Source organism: Actinomadura luteofluorescens, assembly GCF_013409365.1.
GTDB lineage: Bacteria > Actinomycetota > Actinomycetes > Streptosporangiales > Streptosporangiaceae > Spirillospora > Spirillospora luteofluorescens.
The window spans coordinates 6,328,153-6,348,950 of the sequence record NZ_JACCBA010000001.1 but is presented as its reverse complement, the minus strand read 5'-3'; the positions used below and the strand labels follow the sequence as shown (position 1 = coordinate 6,348,950).

Sequence of the window (20,798 nt, the reverse complement as noted above, 5' to 3'; positions counted from 1 at the left end):
GATCAGCGGGACGCGGGTCCCGGGGCGGCCCGGCGGGCCCGTCCCGGCGGCCGCTTCCACTCATCGGGATCGGGGCGCGTGGCCGCGCGGGGGCGTGCCTACCTTCGGGCTCACCGGCCGCCCCTTGACCGGTGCCGGGTGAGTACCCGTTAGTGGAAATACCGCATAGTGGATCCGAACGCCCGCCCGCTCGCAGCCCCGAGGTGAACACATGCCAGCCGAGCCAGCGCTCACGCCCCTGCACGACGCCGTCGCGAACGACTCGCGGGCGGACGCCGCGGCCGCGCCGGAACCGGCGGACTTCCGCAAGGCCATGGCGGAGTTCGCGACGGGCGTCACGGTCGTCACCGCCCTCGACGGCGGCGAGCCGGTCGGCTTCGCCTGCCAGTCGTTCGCGTCGGTGTCGCTGGACCCGCCTCTGATCCTGTTCTGCGCGGACAGGCGCGGCCGGTCGTGGCCCCGGATCCGCTCCGCGGGGCGGTTCTGCGTGAACGTGCTCGGCGAGGAGCAGCGCGACCTGTGCGAGCGGTTCGGGTCGAGCCGGGGCACCAAGTTCGAGGGGCTGGACTGGGAGGAGTCGCGGTGGGGCGCCCCCGCCCTGCCTGACGTCCTGCTCGCGGTCCACTGCGTCGTGCACGACGTGCACGAGGCCGGCGACCACGAGGTGGTGATCGGGCGGGTCCTGGCGGTGGACCGGCACGAGGTGGTGGACGGCGCGTGGCGGCGCCCGATGGTGTTCTTCCGCAGCCGGTTCGGCGTCGGGGAGCCCGACGCGCCGATCGCGCCCGACCCGTGGGGCATCGGCGACCGGTGGGGCTGGGGCTGACCTCGCCCCCGGCGTCGACCTCACCTCCGGCCGCCCGTCACATCCAGTCGCCGCGCCCGTCGACCGCGAGCAGCCGGTTCATCGTCTCCGGCGACCAGCTGGTCTCCTCGCCGGTCCGGACGGCGCGCCGGGTGCGCCCGCCGGGGCGTCCCGCGCGGGACCCGGGGGCCGAGCCGGGGAAGAGGATCTGCGAGGCCTCGCGGGCGGCGGTGACGACCAGCGGCGCGACGTTCTCCAGCGGCGCGCGGATGTCGCCGACCAGGGAGATCCCGGCGACGGGCCCCTCCGCGCCGCGGATCGCCGCGGCGACGCAGGCGATGCCGGGGTAGGACTCGCCGCGCTCGAAGGCCAGGCCGCGGCGCTGCCGGATGCGGTGCAGCTCCTGGTGGAGGGTGCCGAGCTCGCCGATCGTGCGGCTGGTGAAGCGGCTGATGCCCGAGCCGAGCAGCGCGTCCACCTGCTCGGGCTCCAGCCACGCCAGCATCGCCTTGCCGAGCGCGGTGCAGTGCGCCGGGGCGCGGCCGCCGACCCGCGACGGGACGGAGGTGGCGAGCCGCCCGCCGAGCTTGTCCAGGTAGAAGATGTCGGCGCCGTCCAGGACGGCCAGGTGCGCGACGAGCCCGGTGGTGACCTGCAGCTCGTGCAGCAGCGGCGCGGCGGCCTCACGGATCTTGCCGTGCCCGCCGTCCTGCCCGCCGAGGCCGAGGGCGCGCTGGCCGAGCCCATAGCCGAACGAGTGGTGCGCGAGCCAGCGCTGCCGGACGAGCTGGTCGAGGATGCGGTGCGCGGTGGAGCGCGGCAGCCGGGTGCGGCGGGCGACGTCCTCCAGGGTCAGCCGGGCGGTGGGCCCGTTGAACGCGTCGAGGATCAGCGTCATCCGCTCGATCATCGACGGCGGCGACTCCCGGCGCGCGGTCGACATGACCTCCCGCCGCGCCATGACCCCCGCCCCGCTCCCGGCCTCCGGCGCGGTCATGGCCTCCGGCGTCGCTGCCTCCGGCATCGTGGCCTCGGTCATCGCACCTCCCAGAACATGACTGAAATGAATTCTTGTTACCTGGAATGTAGCAACCGCTTGCTGTCAACGGAAGAGGGGGCGTAAGACCAGGTCAGCTGGATCGAAGGCGAGTGGGACCGCACCCCAGGTGGGCCCGGGCGCCGTGATAGAACGTTTTTCTGCCAACGAGGGGAGCAGCGATGCGTGTCGGGATCGTCACGCCGGTGGTGGCGCAGCCGCCCGGCCATGCCGGCTGGGAGCGCGGCGCGGGCATCGAGGAGATCGCCCTGGTCGCCGGGACCGCCGACCGGCTCGGCTACCACCACGTGACGTGCAGCGAGCACGTCGCCGTCCCGGCCGAGGCGGCCGAGCAGCGCGGCGGCGTCTACTGGGACCCGCTCGCCACCTTCGGCCACCTCGCCGCCCGCACGTCCCGGATCCGGCTCGCCACGCAGGTGCTCGTCCTCGGCTACCACCACCCGCTCGCCATCGCCAAGCGGTACGGCACGCTCGACCAGGTCAGCGGCGGGCGGCTCGTGCTCGGCCTCGGCGTCGGCAGCCTGGAGGAGGAGTTCGGCCTGCTCGGCGCCCCGTTCGCCGGCCGCGGCGCCCGCGCCGACGACGCGCTGGCCGCGCTCCGCGCGTCCCTGTCGCGGCGGACGCCGGAGTACCGCGGCGAGCACTACTCCTACTCCGGGCTGGTCGTGGAGCCGCACGCCGTCCAGGAGCGCGTCCCGCTGTGGATCGGCGGCCGCTCCGGCCGCTCGCTGCGCCGCGCGCTGGACGCCGACGGCTGGGTCCCGTTCGGCCTGCCGCTGCGCACGCTCGCGGAGATGCTCGCGGACGCCGACGTGCCGCCCGGCTTCGACGTGGTCCTCGCGCCGTCGCGCCCGCTCGACCCGATCGGCGCGCCGGAGGCGGCCGGGACGGCGCTGGCCCGGCTGCGCGAGGCGGGCGCCACGATCGCCGGCGTCCGGATGGAGTCGGAGTCGGCGCGGCACTACTGCGAACAGCTCGCCGCCCTGCGCGGGCTGGCCGCCGACTACGGCCTGGTGTTCGGGGAGGAGGCGTGAGCGTCGAAGCCCGCCTGGCCGCCCTCGAGGAGCGGCTGCGCGCCCTGGAGGACGAGCGCGAGATCACCCGGCTGATCCTGTCCTACGGGCCGCTGGTCGACGGCGGCTGCGCGGCCGAGGTCGCCGGGCTCTGGGAGCCGGACGGCGTCTACGACGTGGACGAGCTGATGATGACCGGGCACCCGGAGATCGAGGGGATGGTCCGGTCGGCGAACCACCAGCGGTGGATCTCCGGCGGCTGCGCGCACGTCGTCGGCCCGCCGCACGTCGCGGTCGCCGGCGACGAGGCCACCGCCGTCGGCTACACCCTCATGATCGTCAAGCGGCCGGACGGCTTCGTGCTGCGCCGCGCCACCGCCAACCACTGGCGGCTGCGCCGCACCCCGTCCGGCTGGCGGGCCGTGACCCGCACCAACCGCGTCCTCGACGGCCGAGAGGAGTCGCCCGACCTGCTCGCCTCCCACTTCCCGGGCGCCGTCCGGCACCGCTGAGGCGCACGGGGTCACGGGTTCAGGGGGTGACGCCCATGGTGGCGAGGATCCTCCCGGCCAGTTCCCCGTCGCCCTCGGTGCGGACGGCGACGTCGCCCGCACCGCAGCGCCCCGCGGTCAGCCGGACGTAGGTCTCCCAGTCCATGGCGATCCTCGCCGCCGGGGACGCCGGGGCGTCCGACCACGCGCCGCGGCCGTCGTCGCCGACCGTGACGGCGACCTCGAAGTCGGGCGGGCCGGAGATCGAGAGGGCGGCGCTCCGGCCGGGCTCGCCCTTCGCGGCGCGCGCGACGATGCGGGGCAGGGGGCGGCTCAGCAGGTCCCAGAAGCACCGCGCCGCCGGGGCGTCGAGGTTGCCCGGACGGCCGACCGCGCGCCGGATGTCCTGCTCGTGGGTCCAGCAGTCCATGGCGCGGAACTCCATGAACCGCGTGTAGGGGCCCTCCCTGCCGTCCGGGCACATCAGGACGCGGTCGGGGTCCTCGCCGGCCAGCTGCACGAGGCGGCGTTCGAGCGCGTCCGCCAGCTCCGCCGCGACCCGCGGGCCGGGCACGGGCCGGCGCGCGTGCACGGCGTTCTCGAGGTAGCGGGCGAAGTCGTTGCGGAGGTGGCCGAGCTCGGGCAGCTCGACGGGCGGCGCGGGATCGCCGAGCAGGTCGCGCTCCACGCCTGCGAGGTGGGAGAACTGGTCCTTGACCGTCCAGCCGGGACACTCGGTCGGCCGGTCCCAGTCGTCGTCGCTCAACGTCGCGGCCAGCGCGAGCGTCGAGCGGATCGTCTGCTCGTAGGCGGCGGTGTTGGCGCGCATCTGCTCGTTCATCTCAGCCCCTCGATGTCGCACAGAACGACGGCGTCACGCAGCTTACGGCCCGTCCCGGCCGAGGGGACTGGCCGGGACGGGTCATCCGGGTTCAGGCGCCGAGAACGCCGCCGATGACGGCGGCGTAGGCGGCCTCGCCCGACGCGTTCGGGTGGAGGGGGGCGGCGGCGTGGACGGGGACGTAGCCCTCGACCCAGCGCTTGGAGGACGACTGGCAGGCGTCATGCCCGGCACTGGGCGTGACCAGGTCGATGTAGGTTCCGCCGTGCGCGGTCGTCTGCTGGCGGATCACGTCGTTCATCGCGTTCACGGAGCCCTGGAGGAAGTTGGCGTCCGTGGGGAGCACGGGCTGCACGGGCCAGCAGCCGTTCTGCTTGATGTAGAGGCCGTAGCCGGTCACGACGATCCGGGCCTTCGGGGAGCGGGCGCGGATGCCGTCCAGGACGGCGGACAGCTTCGGGCTGAAGTCGCGGGTGCGCTGGGCGACCTGGTCCTCGAACTCGCCCTTGCACGGGGTGGCGGTGGGGTCGAGGGTGGCGCAGTCCTGGGCGATGCCGACGAGGCCGACGTCGTTGCCGCCGATGGTGAGGGTCACCAGCGTGGTGGACGCGGTGAGCGCGTCGAACTGCGGCGGGACGGTCCCGGTGTCGACGCCGCCGACGCTGGTGCTCTGCGACTGGGTCATGTGGGTGCTCTTGGCGCCGCTGCACGTGACGTCACGCAGGGTGACGCTGAGCCGGGAGGCCAGCTCGTGCGCGTAGTTGTGGGTGGAGCGCCCGCAGCCGACCGGGCCGGTGATGTCCGGGATGAGCGGGCCGGACGCCATCGAGTCGCCGAGCGCGACGTACTCCCCCGCGGCCGCCGCCGCGGGCACGGCCGTCCCGCCGAGGGCCGCCCCCGCCAGGACGATCGCGCCGGCCGCGCCCTTCAGGACCCGGCCTTTCGGGACCCGGCCCCTGCGGATCGGGGCGGTGGACAGGCGGCGGCCGTTGCGCGGACGCATCATGAGCTGACTCCCGGCGTCATGGACGATGTCGCCGTGATCGTCCAGAATCTGGACACGCCGTTCAACTGGCGTGAGGACAGACTCTTCCGGGAGCCGTTGTGACGCGGGACAAGACGCCGGCGCTGCGGGTGGCGGGCCGGCCGGTGGCGGCCCATCTGCGGGTCAGGGCGCCGCTGCTGACCCGCAGAGTCGTGGCCCGGCTGCTCGCCGAGCTGCCCGTCTACGCCGAGCTGCCGCAGGAGGAGGTCGCCGGGGACATCGCCGGGATCGTCCAGCACAGCCTGCGGCAGTTCGCGGACGTCCTGGAGCGGCGCCGGCCGGCCCGCGCGGCCGACTTCGCCCGGCAGCGCGACTCGGCGGCGCTACGGGCCGAGGAGGGCGTGCCGCTGGACGCGATCCTCGCCGCCTACCAGATCGGGGCGGCCATGGCCTGGGAGGAGCTGACCGCCGGGGCCGAGCCCGCCGACCTGCCCGCCTTCCAGGAGGCGCTCGGGTACTTCCTCGACTTCCAGCGGCTGCTGACCTCCGCCGTCAGCGCCGCCTACCTCGAGGTGCGGCAGATCCTCGACAGCCAGGAGCACGGCGGCCGGCACGCCCTGATGACCGCGCTGCTGGCGGGGGACACGGCGGGGCACCGCCCGGCGCCGCGCTACGCCGTCCTGACGCTGGCGTTCGGCCCGCATCCGGACGAGACGGGCTCGGGGCAGCGCGCCCGCATCGCCGCCCGCCGCAAGATCCGCCGCGTCCGGACCGCCCTGGACGCCGTCGCCGACGAGCCCGCCCTCACTGCCCTGGACGCCTCGGGAGGGACGGCCCTGCTCCCCTTCTCCACCGGCTGGGAGGTCCTGCACGACCTGGTCGCGGGCGCGGCGAAGGCGGCCGACATCGAGGTGACGGCCGCCGCGGAGATCACCGGCCCGGCGGGCGTGCCGGGCGCCGTCGCCCAGACCGCCGAGATCATGGAACTGGTGCGCCGGGCGGGACGCCCGCCCGGCCTGTACCGGCTCGCCGACGTCCTGCTGGACTACCAGCTGAGCCGCCCGAGCGGCGCGCTCGCCGCGCTGGCGGCCCTGCTGGCTCCGCTGGACCGCAGGCCGGACCTGCTGGGCACGCTGGAGCGCTACCTGGCGTTCGACCTGGACCGCCGCGCCACCGGCGCGGCTCTGCACGTCCATCCGAACACGGTCGCCTACCGCGTGCGCCGTATCAGCGCCCTCACGGGACTGGACCCGGGGCGCCCCGGCGACCTCCAGTTGCTGAACGCCGCCCTGGTGGCCCGCCGCTCCCTGCGCTGATCCGGCCGAGCCGGATCAGCGGAGAGACCGGGGCGGGCGCGTCAGGCGTGCTCGGTGCGGAGGTGGTGCTTGAGCGTCGCGAGCTCGAGGTGCGGCGCGTGGCAGCGGTCGCAGGCCCAGACTCCGCTGGGTATGGTCACGCCGCGCGTCGCGCCGTCCTCGCGCGCGCACAGGTGGTTGTAGGACTGGACGAGGCGCCGCCACGTCCGCCGGACCGCCGATGACATTCCCGCTTCCCCTCCGAACCCGTTTGAGTACTCCAGGGCTCAGCATAGGGTAACGGGAATGTCAAGGCGAAACGCCGGACATCACTGCCCGATCTTCAGGCCCGGCTCGCCCTGCCGGTACTCCAGGGGCCGGACCCCCCGGCCGCCGGGAATGTTGGCGCCCTTGCGGATCATGCCCGTGGGCAGGATCGTCCGTCCGAAGCTGCTCGCGAACATCATCGCGGCGGCCGCGTACAGGGCGATCGCCGAAGCCGCGACGAACAGCCAGCCGCCGGTGGTGAGCGGCCAGGTCGAGCCCGCCCAGAATCCCGCGGCCGTGAAGCCCGCGCCGACCGCCAGGCAGCCCCAGACCAGGGCCGTCATCAGGTTCTCGCCGAGCGCGGCGAGCGCGCCCAGCCCGGTGATCACCGCGAGCGGGATGAACCAGAACGCGAAGCCCTGATAGGCGGTACCGAGGACCGGTGCCAGCGCCACCGGCGCCGCGCCGATGCTCACCAGCAGGAACAGCAGGCCCCAGCCGATGAAGAACGTGCCCCACATGCCGTGCATCGCGGTGGCCACGCCGTCCCGCGCCCGGTAGCCCCACAGGCCCGCCAGCAGCTGCGCGATGCCGCCGAAGGTCAGCACGAACGGCCACAGGATGAGCGGAGTGCCGACGCCGCCGTACCATCCGGCCTGCCACGCGCCCACCATCATGGCCGCGGCGGCGAGCCCGAACAGGCCGAGGATCGACGGCGACGCGATGGGCTGCAGGAAGACGCGGGTGCGGTCCTCCCAGAGCGCGTGCTCGCCGGCCTGGTCCGCGCCCCTCGGGGGCGCCATCGCCGCGCCCTGGCCCTGTGCGGCCGCGCCGTGCGCCGGCGTGGCCATGCCCTCCGCGGGCATCGCCGATCCGGTGTGCTCGCCGGGCATCGGCGCGGATTGATGCTCTCTACGCCTTGCCATGAGATCCCCCTCTGAATCGGAGAGCTGTAAACCCCTCCTAACCGTGTTCTAGCAGGTCAAACGGCATATGACCGTTTCCTGAAGAGGTTCGCGTTTGCGGCCGGCACCCTTTGCCGAGCGCTGACGCGGGCATGGCGATCCGGTGGCCCGGCGCCCGGCGTTCCGCCGCCGTGAGCCGGCGTCCCGCCGCCGTGAGCCGGCGCCCCGCCGCCGTGAGCCGGGGCCTCGCTTCTGCGATCCGGTGCCTCAGCCCCGCGGCGGGCAGTGGATCTCCAGGCCGGGGGTGGCGTTCCAGCCGATCAGCGTGAAGAGCCGCTCGATGTGCGGGGGGACCCCGTGCAGGACGAGGAGGCCGTCGCGGTCGTGCAGGTCGCGGGCGGCCTCGCTGAAGGCGCGCAGGCCCGCGACGTCCATGAACTCCACCCCGGACAGGTCGGCGTGCAGATCTCCGGACCCGCGTTCCCGGACGGCGCGCAGGGCGCGCGCGACCGCGGCGGTGTTGGAGACGTCGACCTCCCCGGCGAGCAGCACCCGGGCCACGCCCGACGCGGCCGTGATGCGCAGCAGCGCGGAGTCGTGCTCGACGATGTCGTACCGGGGGGCCTCCCGCGCACCGGGGTCGGGGCCGCCCTCGCCGCCGGTGATCCGCCAGACCGTCATCTGCTCCTCACCCTCAACGGGGCGCCGCCGCTACCGTGCGCGGCCCCGTATATGCAAGGCTCTCACCTGTCGGGACCTTCTGGACCCCACCAGAGCGGAAAACCACGATCGGAAGCCATTTCATGGACGAGAAGGCGATCCTGGAACGTATCAACGATTTCATCGAGGAGGAACACGCCCTCCGGCAGGCGCACGAGCGGGCGGAGACCTCCAACGCCGAGGCCCAGTCGCGGCTGCGGGACCTGGAGGTGGCACTCGACCAGTGCTGGGACCTGCTGCGCCAGCGGCGGGCCCGCATCGCGGCGGGACAGAACCCGGACGACGCCCACGTCCGTCCCGCCGGCGAGGTGGAAGGCTACCGGCAGTAGCGCCTCACGGGCCCGTCACGGGACCATCCAGTCGAGCACCGCGGTGGATTGCAGGCCGGAGAGCAGGCACATCCCGGCGAGGAACAGCAGGCTCCACAGCACGACGCGGCGGAAGATGTCGCCCTCGCGCCCGTCGAGGCCGACCGCCGCGGCGGCGATGGCGAGGTTCTGCGGCGACACCATCTTGCCGAGGACGCCGCCGGAACTGTTGGTCGCCGCCATCAGCACCGTCGACAGGTCGGCCTTGTTCGCGGCGGTGACCTGCAGGGAGCCGAACAGCGAGTTGGACGAGGTGTCCGAACCGGTGACGGCGGTGCCGAGCCAGCCGAGGATCGGCGACAGCAGCGCGAACGCGCCGCCCGCACCGGCCATCCACGTCCCGAGCGTCACGGTCTGCCCGGAGGCGTTCATCACGAACGCCAGCGCCAGGACGGCCATGACGGTGACGATCGCCCACCTGAGCTGGACGAGGGTCGTCCAGTAGGCGCGCACGGCCCGGCGGAGGCCGACGCCGAGGGCGGCCATGGTGATCAGCCCGGCGACGAGCATCTGCGTGCCGGGCGTGGTGAGGTAGTTGAAGGTGAAGGTCGGCAGGGCCAGCGGCTTGCCGGACGGGCCCGTGAGGTGCAGGCCCGGCCAGGAGAACGTCCGCGTCGCCCGGTCCAGGAGGTCCTTCACCGGCCCGATCTGGCAGACGACGAAGACCGCGATGATGATCGCGTAGGGCGCGTAGGCGCGGGCGACCTCGGCGCGCGGGTCCGCGCCCCGGCTCCCGTCCCGGCTCCCGTCCCGTCCCTCGACGCGGGCGGCGAACTCCGGGGTCGGCTCGTCCGCCGCGCCGCCCGCGACCGGGGCGGGCCTGGCCGCCGCCGACGGGCGCAGCCGGACGGCGAGCACGACCGCCGCGGCCGAGACCAGCGACGCCACGACGTCGGCGAGCGGCACCGAGACGAAGTTCGCCGTGACGTACTGCGCGGCGCCGAACGCGGCGCCGCACAGCAGGGCGACGGGCCAGGTCTCGCGCAGGCCGCGCCGCCCGTCCACGATGACGACGAGGACGAGCGGGACGAACACGGCGAGGATCGGGGTCTGCCGCCCGACCATGGCGCCGAGCGTGTCGCTGGACTCGCCGGTGACCTTGCCGAGCGTGAGGATCGGCGTCGCCATCGCGCCGAACGCGACGGGCGCGGTGTTGGCGGTGAGGGCCAGGACGGCCGCCTTGAGCGGCGGGAAGCCGAGCGCGATCAGCATGACGGAGGTGACCGCGACCGGCGTGCCGAACCCGGCCAGGGCCTCCAGCAGCGCGCCGAACGAGAACGCGATCAGCACCGCCTGGAGCCGGTCGTCGTCGCTGACCTGCGCGAACGACCGGCGCAGCACGTCGAAGTGGCCGGTGGCGACGGTGATGTTGTAGACCCAGAGGGCGTTGATGACGATCCACAGGATCGGGTAGAAGCCGAACGCGGCGCCCTCCGAGCCGGCCAGGAGCGCCTGGCCGGCGGGCATGCCGTACGTCCAGACGGCGACGGCCAGCGCGACGGCGAGCGCGATCAGGGACGCCAGCCACGCGCGCATGCGGACGCCGCCGAGCAGGACGAACAGCACGGCCAGCGGCAGCGCGGCGACCAGGGAGCTCCAGCCGAGCGAGTCGGCGACGGGATCGAGGACCTGCTGGTACACGGCGATCACCTCGCGGGGTAGTGGTCGCCCCCGAGTACACGGTCTCTACCCGGCCCGGTGACGGAGATCACCTTGATAGTGAACTTTTCAATCGGTCAGAGCTCCGGGAGGAGCCGGGCCGGGGTGATGGGCAGGTCGCGGACGCGGATCCCGGTGGCGTGGTGGACGGCGTTGCCGACCGCAGCCGCCGCGCCGACGATGCCGATCTCGCCGATGCCCTTGGCGCCCATCGGGTTCAGGTGGGGGTCGGACTCCTCCACCCACGCGGCGTCGACGTCGCGGATGTCGGCGCAGGCCGGGACGTGGTACTGGGCGAGGTCGCGGGTGAGGTAGTCGCCGAACTCCCGGTCCATGACGCTCTGCTCCATCAGCGCCATCCCGACGCCCATCGTCATCCCGCCGATGAACTGGGAGCGGGCCGTCGTCGGGTTGATGATCCGGCCGGCGGCGAACACGCCGAGCATCCGGCGGACGCGGACCTCGCCGGTGTCGGCGTCCACCTCCACCTCGGCGAACTGCGCGCCGAACGCGTGCCGGGCGTACGCCGCCCGGGCCTTGAGCTCATCGCCGGTGTCGGCGGACGCCTCGACGCCCTCGGGCGGGACGGCGCCGTTCAGCTTGCCGCGCAGGGCCTCGCAGGCCCGCACGACGGCCGTGCCCCAGCCGGCCGTCCCGCCGGAGCCGCCCGCCACCGACGCCCTCGGGAACGAGCTGTCACCGATCTCCATCCTGATGTCGGCGAGGTCCTCCTTGAGGGTCTCGGCGGCGATCAGGGCGAGGGCGGTGCGGGCGCCGGTGCCGATGTCGGCGGCGGCGATCCGGACGGTGAACGTCCCGTCCGGCTCGGCGCGGGCCGTGGCCTGATTGGGGCTCTGGTAGGCGGGATAGGTGGACGACGCGACGCCCATACCGACGAGCTTGCGGCCCTCCTGGCGGGCCCCGGGCCGGGGGTCGCGTCCGGCCCACCCGAAGCGTTCGGCGCCTTCGCGGAGGCACGCGACGAGGTTGCGGGAGCTGAACGGCAGCCCGCTCTCCGGATCCCGGTCGGTGTCGTTGCGCACGCGGAGCTCGACCGGGTCGATGCCCGTCGCGACGGCCAGCTCGTCCATCGCCGTCTCGAGGGCGAACATGCCGGGCGTCTCACCCGGGGCGCGCATCCAGGACGGCGTGGGCACGTCCAGCGGCACCACCCGGTGCGAGGTGAGGCGGTGCGGGGCCCGGTACAGCGTGCGCGTGGGCGTCGCCGTCTGCTCGGCGAACTCCTTGACGGTGGAGGTCTGCTCGGCCACCTCGTGCAGGATCGCGTTCAGCCGCCCGTCCCCGCCGGCGCCGAGCCGGACGCGCTGGACGGTCGGGGTCCGGTAGCCGGTGGTCGCGAACATCTGCTGGCGCGGGACGGCGAACTTCACGGGACGTCCCGCGGCGCGCGCGGCCATCGCGGCGAGCACGACGTTCGGCCGGGGCGTCCCCTTGGAGCCGAACCCGCCGCCCACATGCGGCGACACCACGTGCACCCGGCCCCGCTCCAGCCCGAAGATCTTCGCGATCGTGGACTGGACGGTCGACGCGCCCTGGTTGGAGTCGTAGAGCGTGAGGGACCCGTCGTCGTTCCACCGGGCGATCGTGGCGTGCGGCTCCATCGGGTTGTTGTGCTCGGCCGGGGTCGTGTAGACGGCGTCCACTCGGACGTCCGAGCCGGCGAACGCCTCCTCCGGCTCGCCCTGCTCGGTGTCCGCGGGGAACACCGGGTTCACCTTGTCCGGCTTGTAGAGGCCCGGGTGGTCTGCGCGCAGCCCGACGTCCGGCGCCTCCTCCTCGGCGTACTCGACGCGCAGGAGACGGGCGGCCTCCCGCGCGGTCTCCAGGGTCTCGGCGACCACCGCGGCGACGAACTGGCCGCGGTAGGAGACCGTCCGCGACTGGAACAGGGCCAGTTCGCCGTCCGAGGTGTCGCTGAGCTCGGGAGGGTTCTCGCACGACAGGACGGCGAGCACCCCGGGCAGCCGCAGCGCGGCCTCGGCGCCGACCGACGCGACCCGGCCCTTGCCCACGCTCGCCTGGACCGCCGCTGCGTAGGCGGCGTCCCGCACGGGGTACTCGAACGCGTACCGCGCCGTCCCGGTGACCTTCTCGCGGCCCTCCAGCCGGTCGGTCATGACTCCTCCCCCAGCTCGGTCAGCGTCCGGACGATCAGGTTGCGCGCCAGCGGCACCTTGTAGGCGTTGTCGCGCAGCGGCTCCGCGGCCTCCAGCTCGGCCTCGGCGGCGCGCACGAAGGACTCCTCGGTCGCCTCCGCGCCGCGCAGGGCCTCTTCGGCGCGCCGCGCCCGCCACGGCTTGTGGGCGACGCCGCCGAGGGCCAGCCGGACGTCCCGCACCCGGCCGCCGTCGACGTCCAGCGCCGCCGCGATGGAGACCAGCGCGAACGCGAACGACGCGCGCTCGCGGACCTTGCGGTAGCGGGACGGCACGCCCAGCACGGGGACCTCGACGGCGGTGATGAGGTCGCCCGCTTCGAGCGTGGTGTCGCGCTGCGGTTCGTCACCGGGGAGCCTGTACAGGTCTTCGATGGGGACGGTCCTCTCCCCGCCGCGCCCCCGGACGCGTACGGACGCGTCCAGAGCGGCCAGCGCCACGGCCATGTCGGACGGGTGCGTCGCGACGCAGGCGTCCGAATGACCCATGATCGCCAGGTTGTGGTGCTCGCCCTCCCGCGCCGGGCACCCGCTGCCCGGGGCGCGCTTGTTGCACGGTTTGGAGGCGTCCTGGAAGTAGGAGCAGCGGGTCCGCTGGAGCAGGTTCCCGCCGACCGTGGCGAGGTTGCGGATCTGGCCGGACGCCCCCGCGAGCACCGCCTGCGCCAGGACCGGATGGCCCTCGCGGACGGTCCGGTCGGCGGCGACGGCGCTGTTGGTCACCGCCGCGCCGATGACGAGGCTCCCGTCCGGCCGCAGTTCGATCTGGTCGTACGGGAGATGCGCCACGTCGACGAGCCTGGCCGGCTCCTCCACCCCGAGCCGCATCAGGTCGACGAGGTTGGTTCCCCCGCCCAGGTAGACGGCTCCGTCCTGGTGGCGTCGCAGGGCGTCCTCCGCGCTGGTGGCGCGCTCGTAAGCGAAGGGCCTCATGCCTCAGCCCCCTCCCGGCGCCGCGCGGCCTGCCTGAGGGCCGCGACTATGCCGACATAGGCGCCGCACCGGCACAGGTTGCCGCTCATGCGCTCGCGTATCTCGTCGTCGTCCAGGACGGGATCGGCCCCCAGATCGCCGGTGACGGCGCTGGGCCAGCCGCGTTCGGCCTCGTCCAGCATCCCCGTGGCGGAGCAGAGCTGGCCGGGCGTGCAGTACCCGCACTGGAAGGCGTCGTTCTCCACGAACGCCTTCTGGACGGGGCTGAGCTCACCGTCCTGCGCCAGACCTTCGACCGTGACGACGTCCGCTCCATCATGGGCGACGGCCAAGGCCAGGCATCCGTTCGCCCGGTGCCCGTCGAGAAGGATGGTGCAGGCTCCGCACTGGCCGTGGTCGCAGCCCTTCTTCGACCCTGTCAGGCCGAGTTCCTCGCGCAGCACGTCCAGGAGGGACGCTCGGGTGTCGACGTTGAGCCGGTGCTCGGTCCCGTTCACGACCAAGGTGACGTCGGCGCGCACCGGGGTGGCTTCGCTGTCCATGCCGGGGTGCCTACCCCGGATCTCCCATCGGTCACAGAACCTCGGCCGCCGCGTCGAAGGGCCGTGCCCGGCCCCGGGCGATCAGTCGTTGTCGGTGAGGATCTCCACCACCTGCCGGGGCCGTGTCGGTCGGCAGCGGCGCCGGCAGCCCCTTCCACTTGCGGGACGCCGCCATCGCCGCCGCGCCCGCCCCTCCCCCGTACACGGCGGCGGTGATGAACGACGCCAGCTCGGGGGGCAGCTTCCTCTCCAGCAGCAGCACGTTCATGCGGTAGGTGGCCGCGGTCGCCATGACCCCGAACGCCCCGGCCACGGCCCCCAGGCGCAGCGCCGGGACGCGCTGCCGGGCCTTATTGATCATCTCTTCCTGCGCCGCCTCGACCACACGCCGGGCGAGCACGAGGTTCTGCTCCAGCGGGTCGTTGGCCGCGGCAGGTTTGCGCGACTTCGACATGACCTCGGCTTACCCCCGTATTGGGGGGAGATTCCGGCAAGCAATGTATCACTTTCAGTGACTTTGCATGTGCTGTAGGTTGCCGAACCGGACCCGACAGAGAGGCCGGTACATGCAACCCTTCGAGCTGCCCGACTTCTACGTCCCGTACCCCGCGCGGCTCAACCCGCATCTGGAGGGCGCGCGGCGCCACACCATGGCGTGGGCGCGCGAGATGAGGATGCTGGACGCCGACCGCGACCCCGGCACCCCCGACATCTGGGACGAGCGGGAGCTCGAAGGGATGGACTACGCCCTCCTGTGCGCCTACACGCACCCCGACTGCGCGGCCCCGGAGCTCGACCTCGTCACCGACTGGTACGTCTGGGTCTTCTACTTCGACGACCACTTCCTGGAGGTCTTCAAGAAACCGCAGGACCAGGAGGGCGCCCGCACCTACCTCGACCGGCTGCCGCTGTTCATGTCGCTCGACCCGCCCGAACCGGTCAACGCCGTCGAGCGCGGGCTCGCCGACCTGTGGGCGCGGACCGTCCCGGCGCGCTCGGACGCCTGGCGGCGCCGCTTCTCGGTGAGCACCCTGAACCTGCTGCGCGAGTCGCTGTGGGAGCTGTCCAACATCAGCACCGGCCGGATCCCGAACCCGGTCGAGTACATCGAGATGCGGCGCAAGGTCGGCGGGGCGCCGTGGTCGGCCGACCTCGCCGAGCACGCCGCGGGCGTCGAGATCCCCGAACGCGTGGTGGCGACGCGGCCCCTGCGCGTCCTGAAGGACACCTTCTCCGACGCCGTCCACCTGCGCAACGACATCTTCTCCTACCAGCGCGAGACCGAGACCGAGGGCGAGGTCAACAACTCCGTCCTGGTGATGGAGCGGTTCCTGTCGGTCGCGCCGCAGGTCGCCGCCGACACCGTCAACGACCTGCTCACCTCCCGGCTGCGGCAGTTCGAGAACACCGCGGTGACCGAACTGCCGCACGTCTTCGAGGACCACGCCCTCGACCCGGCGGAACGGGCGAGCGTCGCCGCCTACGTGAAGGCCCTCCAGGACTGGCAGTCCGGCGGCCACGAATGGCACCTGCGGTCCAGCCGGTACATGAACGACAGGTCGCTCGGGATGTCCGCCGCCCGCATCCCCGCCCTGTTGAAGTCGGCGCGGATCAGCCTCCCCCATGTCCCCTTCCAGAAGGTCGGGCCTACGCCGCTGCCTTCGTTCGACATCCCTTACGCGGCCCGTACGAACCCCCACCGCGAGCGGGCCGGGCGCAACCTGCCGGCCTGGGCACGGGAGATGGGCATGTTCTCCCCGCATCCCCGGACGCCCGTCCCGGTGTGGAGCCCCGACCGGCTCACCGGGATGGCGCTGGAGGTCTGCGGCGCCTCCCTCGTCCCCGGCGCGGATCCGGAGGCGCTCGACCTCGCCGTCCAGTGGCTGGCGTGCGGCACGTTCGGCGACGACTTCTTCCCGGCCGTCTTCAACCGCGACCGCGACATGGCGGGCGCGAAGGCGTTCAACGCCCGCGTCCCCCGGTTCATGCCGCTGGACTGCGGCGCCACCCCCGCCCCTGAGAACCCGTTCGAGGCGGGGCTGGCGGACCTGTGGCCCCGCACCGCCGGGCCCATGGACGACCGGGGCCGCCGCGAGTTCCGCGCGGCCGTCGAGCACATGGTCGAGAGCTGGGTGTGGGAGCTGAACAACCACCTCCAGTCGCGCGTCCCCGACCCCGTCGACTACATCGAGATGCGCCGGCACACGTTCGGCTCCGAGCTGACGATGAGCCTGGCGCGCATCGGGCGCGCGAACGAGATTCCCGCGCACGTCTTCGAGACCCGCACCCTGCGCGAGATCAACGCCTCCGCGATGGACGTCGGGGGCCTGCTGAACGACTGCTTCTCCTACCGGAAGGAGATCGAGTACGAGGGCGAGCTCAACAACGGCGTCCTCGCCGTCGGGAACTTCTTCGGCTGCGGCCGCGACGAGGCGCTGCCCATCGTGGCCGACCTCATCGCCTCGCGCCGCCGCCAGTTCGAGCAGCTCGCCGGCGGCGAGCTCCCCGCCCTCTGCGACCTGCTCGACCTGGACGCGGCCGCCCGAGACGCACTTTCCTCGTACGTCGAGGAATTGCGCGACTGGATGGCCGGCGTCCTCGCCTGGCACCGCGAGACCGACCGCTACGACGAGCGCGAGCCCGTGTTCCGCCTCCCCAAGCCCGCCGGTCTGGGGACGTCGGCCTTCCACTTCCTCGCGCGCGCCGCCCACTGAGCGGCGCCCCTCTCAGGCCGCCGCCCCGGTCCCCGCCCCGGGACGGCGGCCTGAGCGGCAGAGCGGGAAAGTCTCCGTTGAAGTGCTGCGCCGCGTTGAGTGCTGCGCCGCGTGAAGAGCTGTGCTGAAATGCTCGGCGATGTGCGGACATGTGCCCTGCGTCCGGTGAGAACGCCGCGACGAGAGGAGAGGGCTTGCCATCCCCATCGCGAACACCCCACGCGCAGGAATCCCGCCCGCCCGACGACCGGCGCCGCCGCTTCGAGGACGTCTACGCGGCCAACCGCGCCCGCATCCTCGGGTACGCGCTGCGCCGCACCAGCGACCCGCAGGACGCCGCCGACGTCCTGGCGGAGACGTTCCTCACGGCCTGGCGGCGGCTCGACGACGTCCCGCCCGGTGACGAGGCCCGCCTGTGGCTGTACGGGGTGGCCCGGCGCGTCCTGGCCAACCACCACCGCGGCGAGCGCCGCCGGTCCGCGCTGGCCGCCGACCTCGGCTCCCAGGTGCGCGACGGCCTGACCGGCCACGACGCGCCCGACGGCGACCTGGCCGGTGTCGGCGCCGCGTTCCGCGGCCTGCCCGAGTCCGACCGCGAGCTGCTGGCCCTGGTCGGCTGGGAGGGGCTCGACCACGGCGAGATCGCGACCGTCCTCGGCTGCTCCCGCAACGCGGTGCGGATCCGCTTGCACCGCGCCCGCCGCCGGTTCGCCCGCGCCCTGGCCCGCGCGGACGCCGACGCCCCCGCCGCCTCCACGCCCCTGCCCGCCACGCCCCTGCCCACCACGCCCCTGCCCGCCGCGGGGCGGCGGATCCCGAACGGAGACCCCACATGAACCGCGACATCGACCCACTGATCGCGGGGCTCGCCTCCGTCACCGACCGTCAGGCCGGGGCCCTGCTGCCGGGCGACGCGGCCACCGCCCTCGCCGACCGCATCACCGCGACCGCGGTCCCCTCGGCCGCCCCGCGCAGGCGGCGCTCGCCGGTCATGCTCATCGGCCTCCCGCTGGCCGCGGCGGGCATCGCCGGCGCCGCCGTCACGGCGGTCGCGATGGCCCGCGACGGCGGATCCGGCGGGGCCCCGGCCATCACCCCGGCGAGCCCGCGCGTCGGGCTGGTCGCGGCGCTGACGTTCACCCGCAAGGGCGGCTACATCGACGTGCGCGTCCGCGACCCGCTGGCCGACCCGAAGCGCTACAAGGAGGAGTTCGCCGCCCATGGCCTCGACGTCACCCTGTCGATGGTCCCGACCTCCCCGTCCATCGTCGGCACCGTCGTCATGATGGACACCAGCGAGAACACCACCGAGCGCGACGTCACCACGATCACCGCCAAGGGCGAGTGCGAGACCGGCGGCGCGGGCGACGTCTGCCCGGTCGGCGTCCGGATCCGCACCGGCTACAAGGGCACCGCCACCATCGCCTTCGGGCGGGAGGCCCGTCCGGGCGAGAAGTACGACAGCACAGCCCCCGCCACCGCCCTGGGCGAGGTCATGCACGGCATGACCTACCGCAAGCACCGCGTCGACGAGGTGCTGGCGGCCCTGCGCAAGCGGCACGTCACGGTGCCGGAGTACCGCGCCATGGAAGGGAACGCCAGCAAGGTCCTGAAGTCCGGCCAGGCTCCGCCCACGTGGTACGTCCACGACGCGGTCCCCTGGGCCAAGAACCAGGTCCTCCTCTTCGTGGGCCCGAACCCGACCGAGACCGCCGGCGCCCAGCCGCCCTCCAGCGCCCCCGGCGCACCGAGCGCGACCCCGACCAAGACCCCGTGACCACCGGCGGACCGCCCCGGCCGGGGCGGTCCGCGCCTCCTCGTGGTCTGGTCAGTCCCGTTCGCGGCGGGAGAGCGTCCGGTCGAGGAGGACCGTCGGCACGATGGCCGCCGCCAGCCCGGCACCGATCCAGGTGACGGAGGTGAGGCCCGCGCCAGCGTTCATGGCGGCACCGGCGAGGGCCGGCACGATGCTGATGCCAAGCTGGAACGCCGAGACGGTCGTGGCCCCTGCGAGGGTCGGCGCATCTGCCGCGATGGCGAACACCCGCCCGTAGATGGCCGGGTTCAGCACGAATCCGGCGACCCCGAGCAGTAGGACGAGCGGGACGACGGCCGGCGCATGCCCGGCCAGGACCGCGAGCAGGACGGAACATGCCGCTATCCCCAGCGCCCCCGCCATGAGCGCGTGCGTGGGCCGCCTGTCGGCGATCCGGCCCCCGACGGACAGCCCGATGAAGGCGCCGACGCCGAACAGCGCGAGGACCGCCGGCACCCACACGCCCGGAACGCCGGTGACGTCGGTCAGGAACGCCGCGAGATAGTTGAACGAGATCATGTAGGCGGCGGTGCTCAGGATGGTGGCGGCGTAGACGACCCACAGCCGCGGCCGCCCCATGGTGCGCAGCTCACGCCGCACGCTCGGCTCCGCGTCCGCGCTGGTCGCGGGCACCGCGAGCAGGCTCAGGACAGCGCCCGCGGCGGTCAGGGCCACCACCCCCCAGAACCCGCCCCGCCACCCGGTGAAGTAGCCGAGCAGGGCGCCCGCCGGACCCCCGGCGACCATCGCCAGGCTGAGCCCGCTGACGACCACCCCCGAAGCCCGCGCGGTGCGGTCGGGCGTGACGAGGCCGATCGCGGTGACCGCCGCGACCGCCCAGTACCCCGCATAGGCCAGGCCGCACAGGAAGCGGGTGACCAGCAGCACCGCGTAATCGTCGGCCACAAGGCCGACCGCCACCGAGACCGCGAAGACGACCTGCGTCGCCACCAGCGTGGCACGTCGCGGCCAGCGCAGCGTCAGGACGGCGAGGGGAGGCCCCCCGACGACCACCCCGGCGGCGAACGCCGAGATCAGCGCGCCGGCCGAGGACAGGCTGATCCGCAGATCGTCGGCGATCTCCGGCAGGACCCCGGCCAGCAGGAACTCCGCGCTGCCCATCGCGAACAGGCTGAACGCGAGCAGGTAGACCCCGAGCGGCAACCTCCTCCCGGAGACCGAAGCCGGCTCCGACACGACTCCGACACTCACCGCCCCCCACCCCCGACACGGTGCTGCTCGATGGCGCGGTGCTGGTCCACGACACGGTGCTGGTCCACGGCGCGGTGCTGGTCCATGGCGCGGTGGACGTCCTCGTCCAGCAGGTCGGCGTTGAGGGCGATGGCCGCCGCGGAGCCCATGCCGGCGGCGGTGACGACCTGCGCGCGCGGATCGGTCACGTTCCCGACCGCCCACACGCCCGGCACAGTGGTGCGTCCGGTCCGGTCGGTGACGACCCGGCCGTCCTCGACGGCGCAGCCGAGCCCGGTCAGCAGGGCGTCGCGCGGAACCATGCGCGGGAACAGGAACACCGCGCGGCGCGGCACCGTCCGCCCGCCGGCCAGCTCGACGCCGCGCACCCGATCGTCCGCGACCACCCGCTTGACCTCCCCCTCCACGAGGCGCACGCCGCGGGCGGTGAGACGTTCGCGCTCCTCCTCGTCCAGCTCCAGGGTGTGGGCGAACAGCACCACGTCCTCGGACCACTGCCGCAGCAGCAGGGCCTGATGCACCGCGCCGGGCGAGGTGCCCAGCACGCCCAGGGGCTGGTCGCGGACCTCGTACCCGTGGCAGTAAGGGCAGTGCAGCACGTCCCGCCCCCACCGCTCCGCCACCCCGGGGATGCCGGGCAACTCGTCCCGCAGGCCGGTGGCCACCACCAGCCGCCGCGCGCTCAGGACCGCACCGCCGACGAGGCGCACGGTGAACCCGGGATCGACGTGCTCCACCCGGGCGCCGATCAGAGCCGCCCCGTACCCGGCGACCTCGGCCCGGCCCACGTCCAGCAGCGCGGCGGGCGGCATACCGTCCCGCGACAGGAACCCCTGCATGTGCGCGGCCGGAGCGTTGCGGGGCTCGCCCGCGTCCACCACCGCGACCCGCCGCCGCGCCCGCGCCAGCACCAGCGCGGCGTTCAACCCGGCGGCCCCCGCACCGACCACCGCGACGTCGTACTCGTCATCGCTCATCGCGATCACCTCCGCCGCGGAC

21 protein-coding genes are annotated in these 20,798 nt (G+C 73.8%); 8 read left to right on the top strand and 13 right to left on the bottom strand.

Annotation, left to right across the window (positions count from 1 at the left end):
* Positions 1 to 211: 211 nt before the first annotated feature.
* A complete protein-coding gene (locus BJY14_RS29625; protein WP_179846608.1) occupies positions 212 to 826 on the top strand; it encodes a flavin reductase family protein in 615 nt (204 codons plus the stop codon).
* Positions 827 to 863: 37 nt separating this feature from the next.
* Here the strand turns inward: BJY14_RS29625 and BJY14_RS29620 are convergent, their stop codons facing one another.
* Complete coding sequence (locus BJY14_RS29620) at positions 864 to 1,844, bottom strand: IclR family transcriptional regulator (protein WP_246396162.1); 981 nt, start codon at positions 1,842 to 1,844, stop codon at positions 864 to 866.
* 179 nt (positions 1,845 to 2,023) lie between these two features.
* Here BJY14_RS29620 and BJY14_RS29615 point away from each other — a divergent pair, with 179 nt between their 5' ends.
* Positions 2,024 to 2,896, top strand: a complete 873-nt coding sequence (locus tag BJY14_RS29615; protein ID WP_179846607.1) for a TIGR03619 family F420-dependent LLM class oxidoreductase — start codon at positions 2,024 to 2,026, stop codon at positions 2,894 to 2,896.
* Positions 2,893 to 3,387 carry a nuclear transport factor 2 family protein gene (locus tag BJY14_RS29610; RefSeq protein WP_179846606.1) on the top strand — a complete coding sequence of 165 codons (495 nt, stop codon included), beginning with the start codon at positions 2,893 to 2,895 and terminating at the stop codon, positions 3,385 to 3,387. The genes BJY14_RS29615 and BJY14_RS29610 overlap by 4 nt, the downstream gene beginning before the upstream one ends.
* A 19-nt stretch (positions 3,388 to 3,406) precedes the next feature.
* Here BJY14_RS29610 and BJY14_RS29605 read toward each other — a convergent pair whose 3' ends face one another.
* Entirely contained in the window at positions 3,407 to 4,207 is an 801-nt protein-coding gene (locus tag BJY14_RS29605) for a maleylpyruvate isomerase family mycothiol-dependent enzyme (protein WP_179846605.1), read from the bottom strand.
* 91 nt (positions 4,208 to 4,298) lie between these two features.
* Complete coding sequence (locus BJY14_RS29600; RefSeq protein WP_246396160.1) at positions 4,299 to 5,213, bottom strand: SGNH/GDSL hydrolase family protein; 915 nt, start codon at positions 5,211 to 5,213, stop codon at positions 4,299 to 4,301.
* Between the two features lie 98 nt (positions 5,214 to 5,311).
* Here BJY14_RS29600 and BJY14_RS29595 point away from each other — a divergent pair, with 98 nt between their 5' ends.
* A complete protein-coding gene (locus tag BJY14_RS29595) occupies positions 5,312 to 6,508 on the top strand; it encodes a PucR family transcriptional regulator (RefSeq protein ID WP_179846604.1) in 1,197 nt (398 codons plus the stop codon).
* Between the two features lie 41 nt (positions 6,509 to 6,549).
* Here the strand turns inward: BJY14_RS29595 and BJY14_RS29590 are convergent, their stop codons facing one another.
* The 3 genes from BJY14_RS29590 to BJY14_RS29580 form a co-directional block, all read right to left on the bottom strand.
* Complete coding sequence (locus tag BJY14_RS29590; protein ID WP_179846603.1) at positions 6,550 to 6,735, bottom strand: hypothetical protein; 186 nt, start codon at positions 6,733 to 6,735, stop codon at positions 6,550 to 6,552.
* An 81-nt stretch (positions 6,736 to 6,816) separates the two neighbouring features.
* Positions 6,817 to 7,680, bottom strand: a complete 864-nt coding sequence (locus BJY14_RS29585; protein ID WP_179846602.1) for an acetate uptake transporter family protein — start codon at positions 7,678 to 7,680, stop codon at positions 6,817 to 6,819.
* Positions 7,681 to 7,926: 246 nt separating this feature from the next.
* Positions 7,927 to 8,340 (bottom strand): STAS domain-containing protein, encoded by a 414-nt coding sequence (locus tag BJY14_RS29580; protein ID WP_179846601.1) that lies wholly within the window; start codon positions 8,338 to 8,340, stop codon positions 7,927 to 7,929.
* Positions 8,341 to 8,462: 122 nt separating this feature from the next.
* Here BJY14_RS29580 and BJY14_RS29575 point away from each other — a divergent pair, with 122 nt between their 5' ends.
* Positions 8,463 to 8,708 carry a DUF2630 family protein gene (locus BJY14_RS29575; RefSeq protein WP_179846600.1) on the top strand — a complete coding sequence of 82 codons (246 nt, stop codon included), beginning with the start codon at positions 8,463 to 8,465 and terminating at the stop codon, positions 8,706 to 8,708.
* Between the two features lie 15 nt (positions 8,709 to 8,723).
* Here BJY14_RS29575 and BJY14_RS29570 read toward each other — a convergent pair whose 3' ends face one another.
* The 5 genes from BJY14_RS29570 to BJY14_RS29550 all read right to left on the bottom strand — a co-directional run bounded on the left by BJY14_RS29570 (position 8,724) and on the right by BJY14_RS29550 (position 14,511).
* The gene (locus tag BJY14_RS29570) at positions 8,724 to 10,388 is read right to left on the bottom strand and encodes an L-lactate permease (RefSeq protein WP_179846599.1); all 1,665 of its coding nucleotides are present in this window, start codon (positions 10,386 to 10,388) and stop codon (positions 8,724 to 8,726) included.
* A gap of 95 nt (positions 10,389 to 10,483) precedes the next feature.
* Complete coding sequence (locus BJY14_RS29565) at positions 10,484 to 12,544, bottom strand: xanthine dehydrogenase family protein molybdopterin-binding subunit (RefSeq protein ID WP_179846598.1); 2,061 nt, start codon at positions 12,542 to 12,544, stop codon at positions 10,484 to 10,486.
* Positions 12,541 to 13,515 carry an FAD binding domain-containing protein gene (locus BJY14_RS29560; RefSeq protein ID WP_179846597.1) on the bottom strand — a complete coding sequence of 325 codons (975 nt, stop codon included), beginning with the start codon at positions 13,513 to 13,515 and terminating at the stop codon, positions 12,541 to 12,543. The genes BJY14_RS29565 and BJY14_RS29560 overlap by 4 nt, the downstream gene beginning before the upstream one ends.
* On the bottom strand, positions 13,512 to 14,057 hold the full coding sequence (locus BJY14_RS29555; protein WP_218905632.1) for a 2Fe-2S iron-sulfur cluster-binding protein: 546 nt from the start codon (positions 14,055 to 14,057) through the stop codon (positions 13,512 to 13,514). The genes BJY14_RS29560 and BJY14_RS29555 overlap by 4 nt, the downstream gene beginning before the upstream one ends.
* Before the next feature lie 31 nt (positions 14,058 to 14,088).
* Positions 14,089 to 14,511 (bottom strand): phage holin family protein, encoded by a 423-nt coding sequence (locus tag BJY14_RS29550; protein WP_179846596.1) that lies wholly within the window; start codon positions 14,509 to 14,511, stop codon positions 14,089 to 14,091.
* 112 nt (positions 14,512 to 14,623) lie between these two features.
* Between BJY14_RS29550 and BJY14_RS29545 the strand changes: the two genes are divergently transcribed.
* The 3 genes from BJY14_RS29545 to BJY14_RS29535 all read left to right on the top strand — a co-directional run bounded on the left by BJY14_RS29545 (position 14,624) and on the right by BJY14_RS29535 (position 18,548).
* Entirely contained in the window at positions 14,624 to 16,771 is a 2,148-nt protein-coding gene (locus tag BJY14_RS29545) for a terpene synthase family protein (protein ID WP_179846595.1), read from the top strand.
* A gap of 194 nt (positions 16,772 to 16,965) precedes the next feature.
* Positions 16,966 to 17,607 (top strand): RNA polymerase sigma factor, encoded by a 642-nt coding sequence (locus BJY14_RS29540; protein ID WP_246396158.1) that lies wholly within the window; start codon positions 16,966 to 16,968, stop codon positions 17,605 to 17,607.
* Entirely contained in the window at positions 17,604 to 18,548 is a 945-nt protein-coding gene (locus BJY14_RS29535; protein WP_179846593.1) for a hypothetical protein, read from the top strand. Before BJY14_RS29540 ends, BJY14_RS29535 begins: the two co-directional genes overlap by 4 nt.
* A 51-nt stretch (positions 18,549 to 18,599) precedes the next feature.
* On the opposite strand, the gene BJY14_RS29530 is transcribed toward BJY14_RS29535, so the two are convergent.
* Positions 18,600 to 19,751, bottom strand: coding sequence for a Cmx/CmrA family chloramphenicol efflux MFS transporter (locus BJY14_RS29530; RefSeq protein WP_246396157.1), 1,152 nt, complete (start codon positions 19,749 to 19,751; stop codon positions 18,600 to 18,602).
* A 44-nt stretch (positions 19,752 to 19,795) separates the two neighbouring features.
* Positions 19,796 to 20,776, bottom strand: a complete 981-nt coding sequence (locus tag BJY14_RS29525) for an NAD(P)/FAD-dependent oxidoreductase (RefSeq protein ID WP_179846591.1) — start codon at positions 20,774 to 20,776, stop codon at positions 19,796 to 19,798.
* Between the last annotated feature and the right edge of the window lie 22 nt (positions 20,777 to 20,798).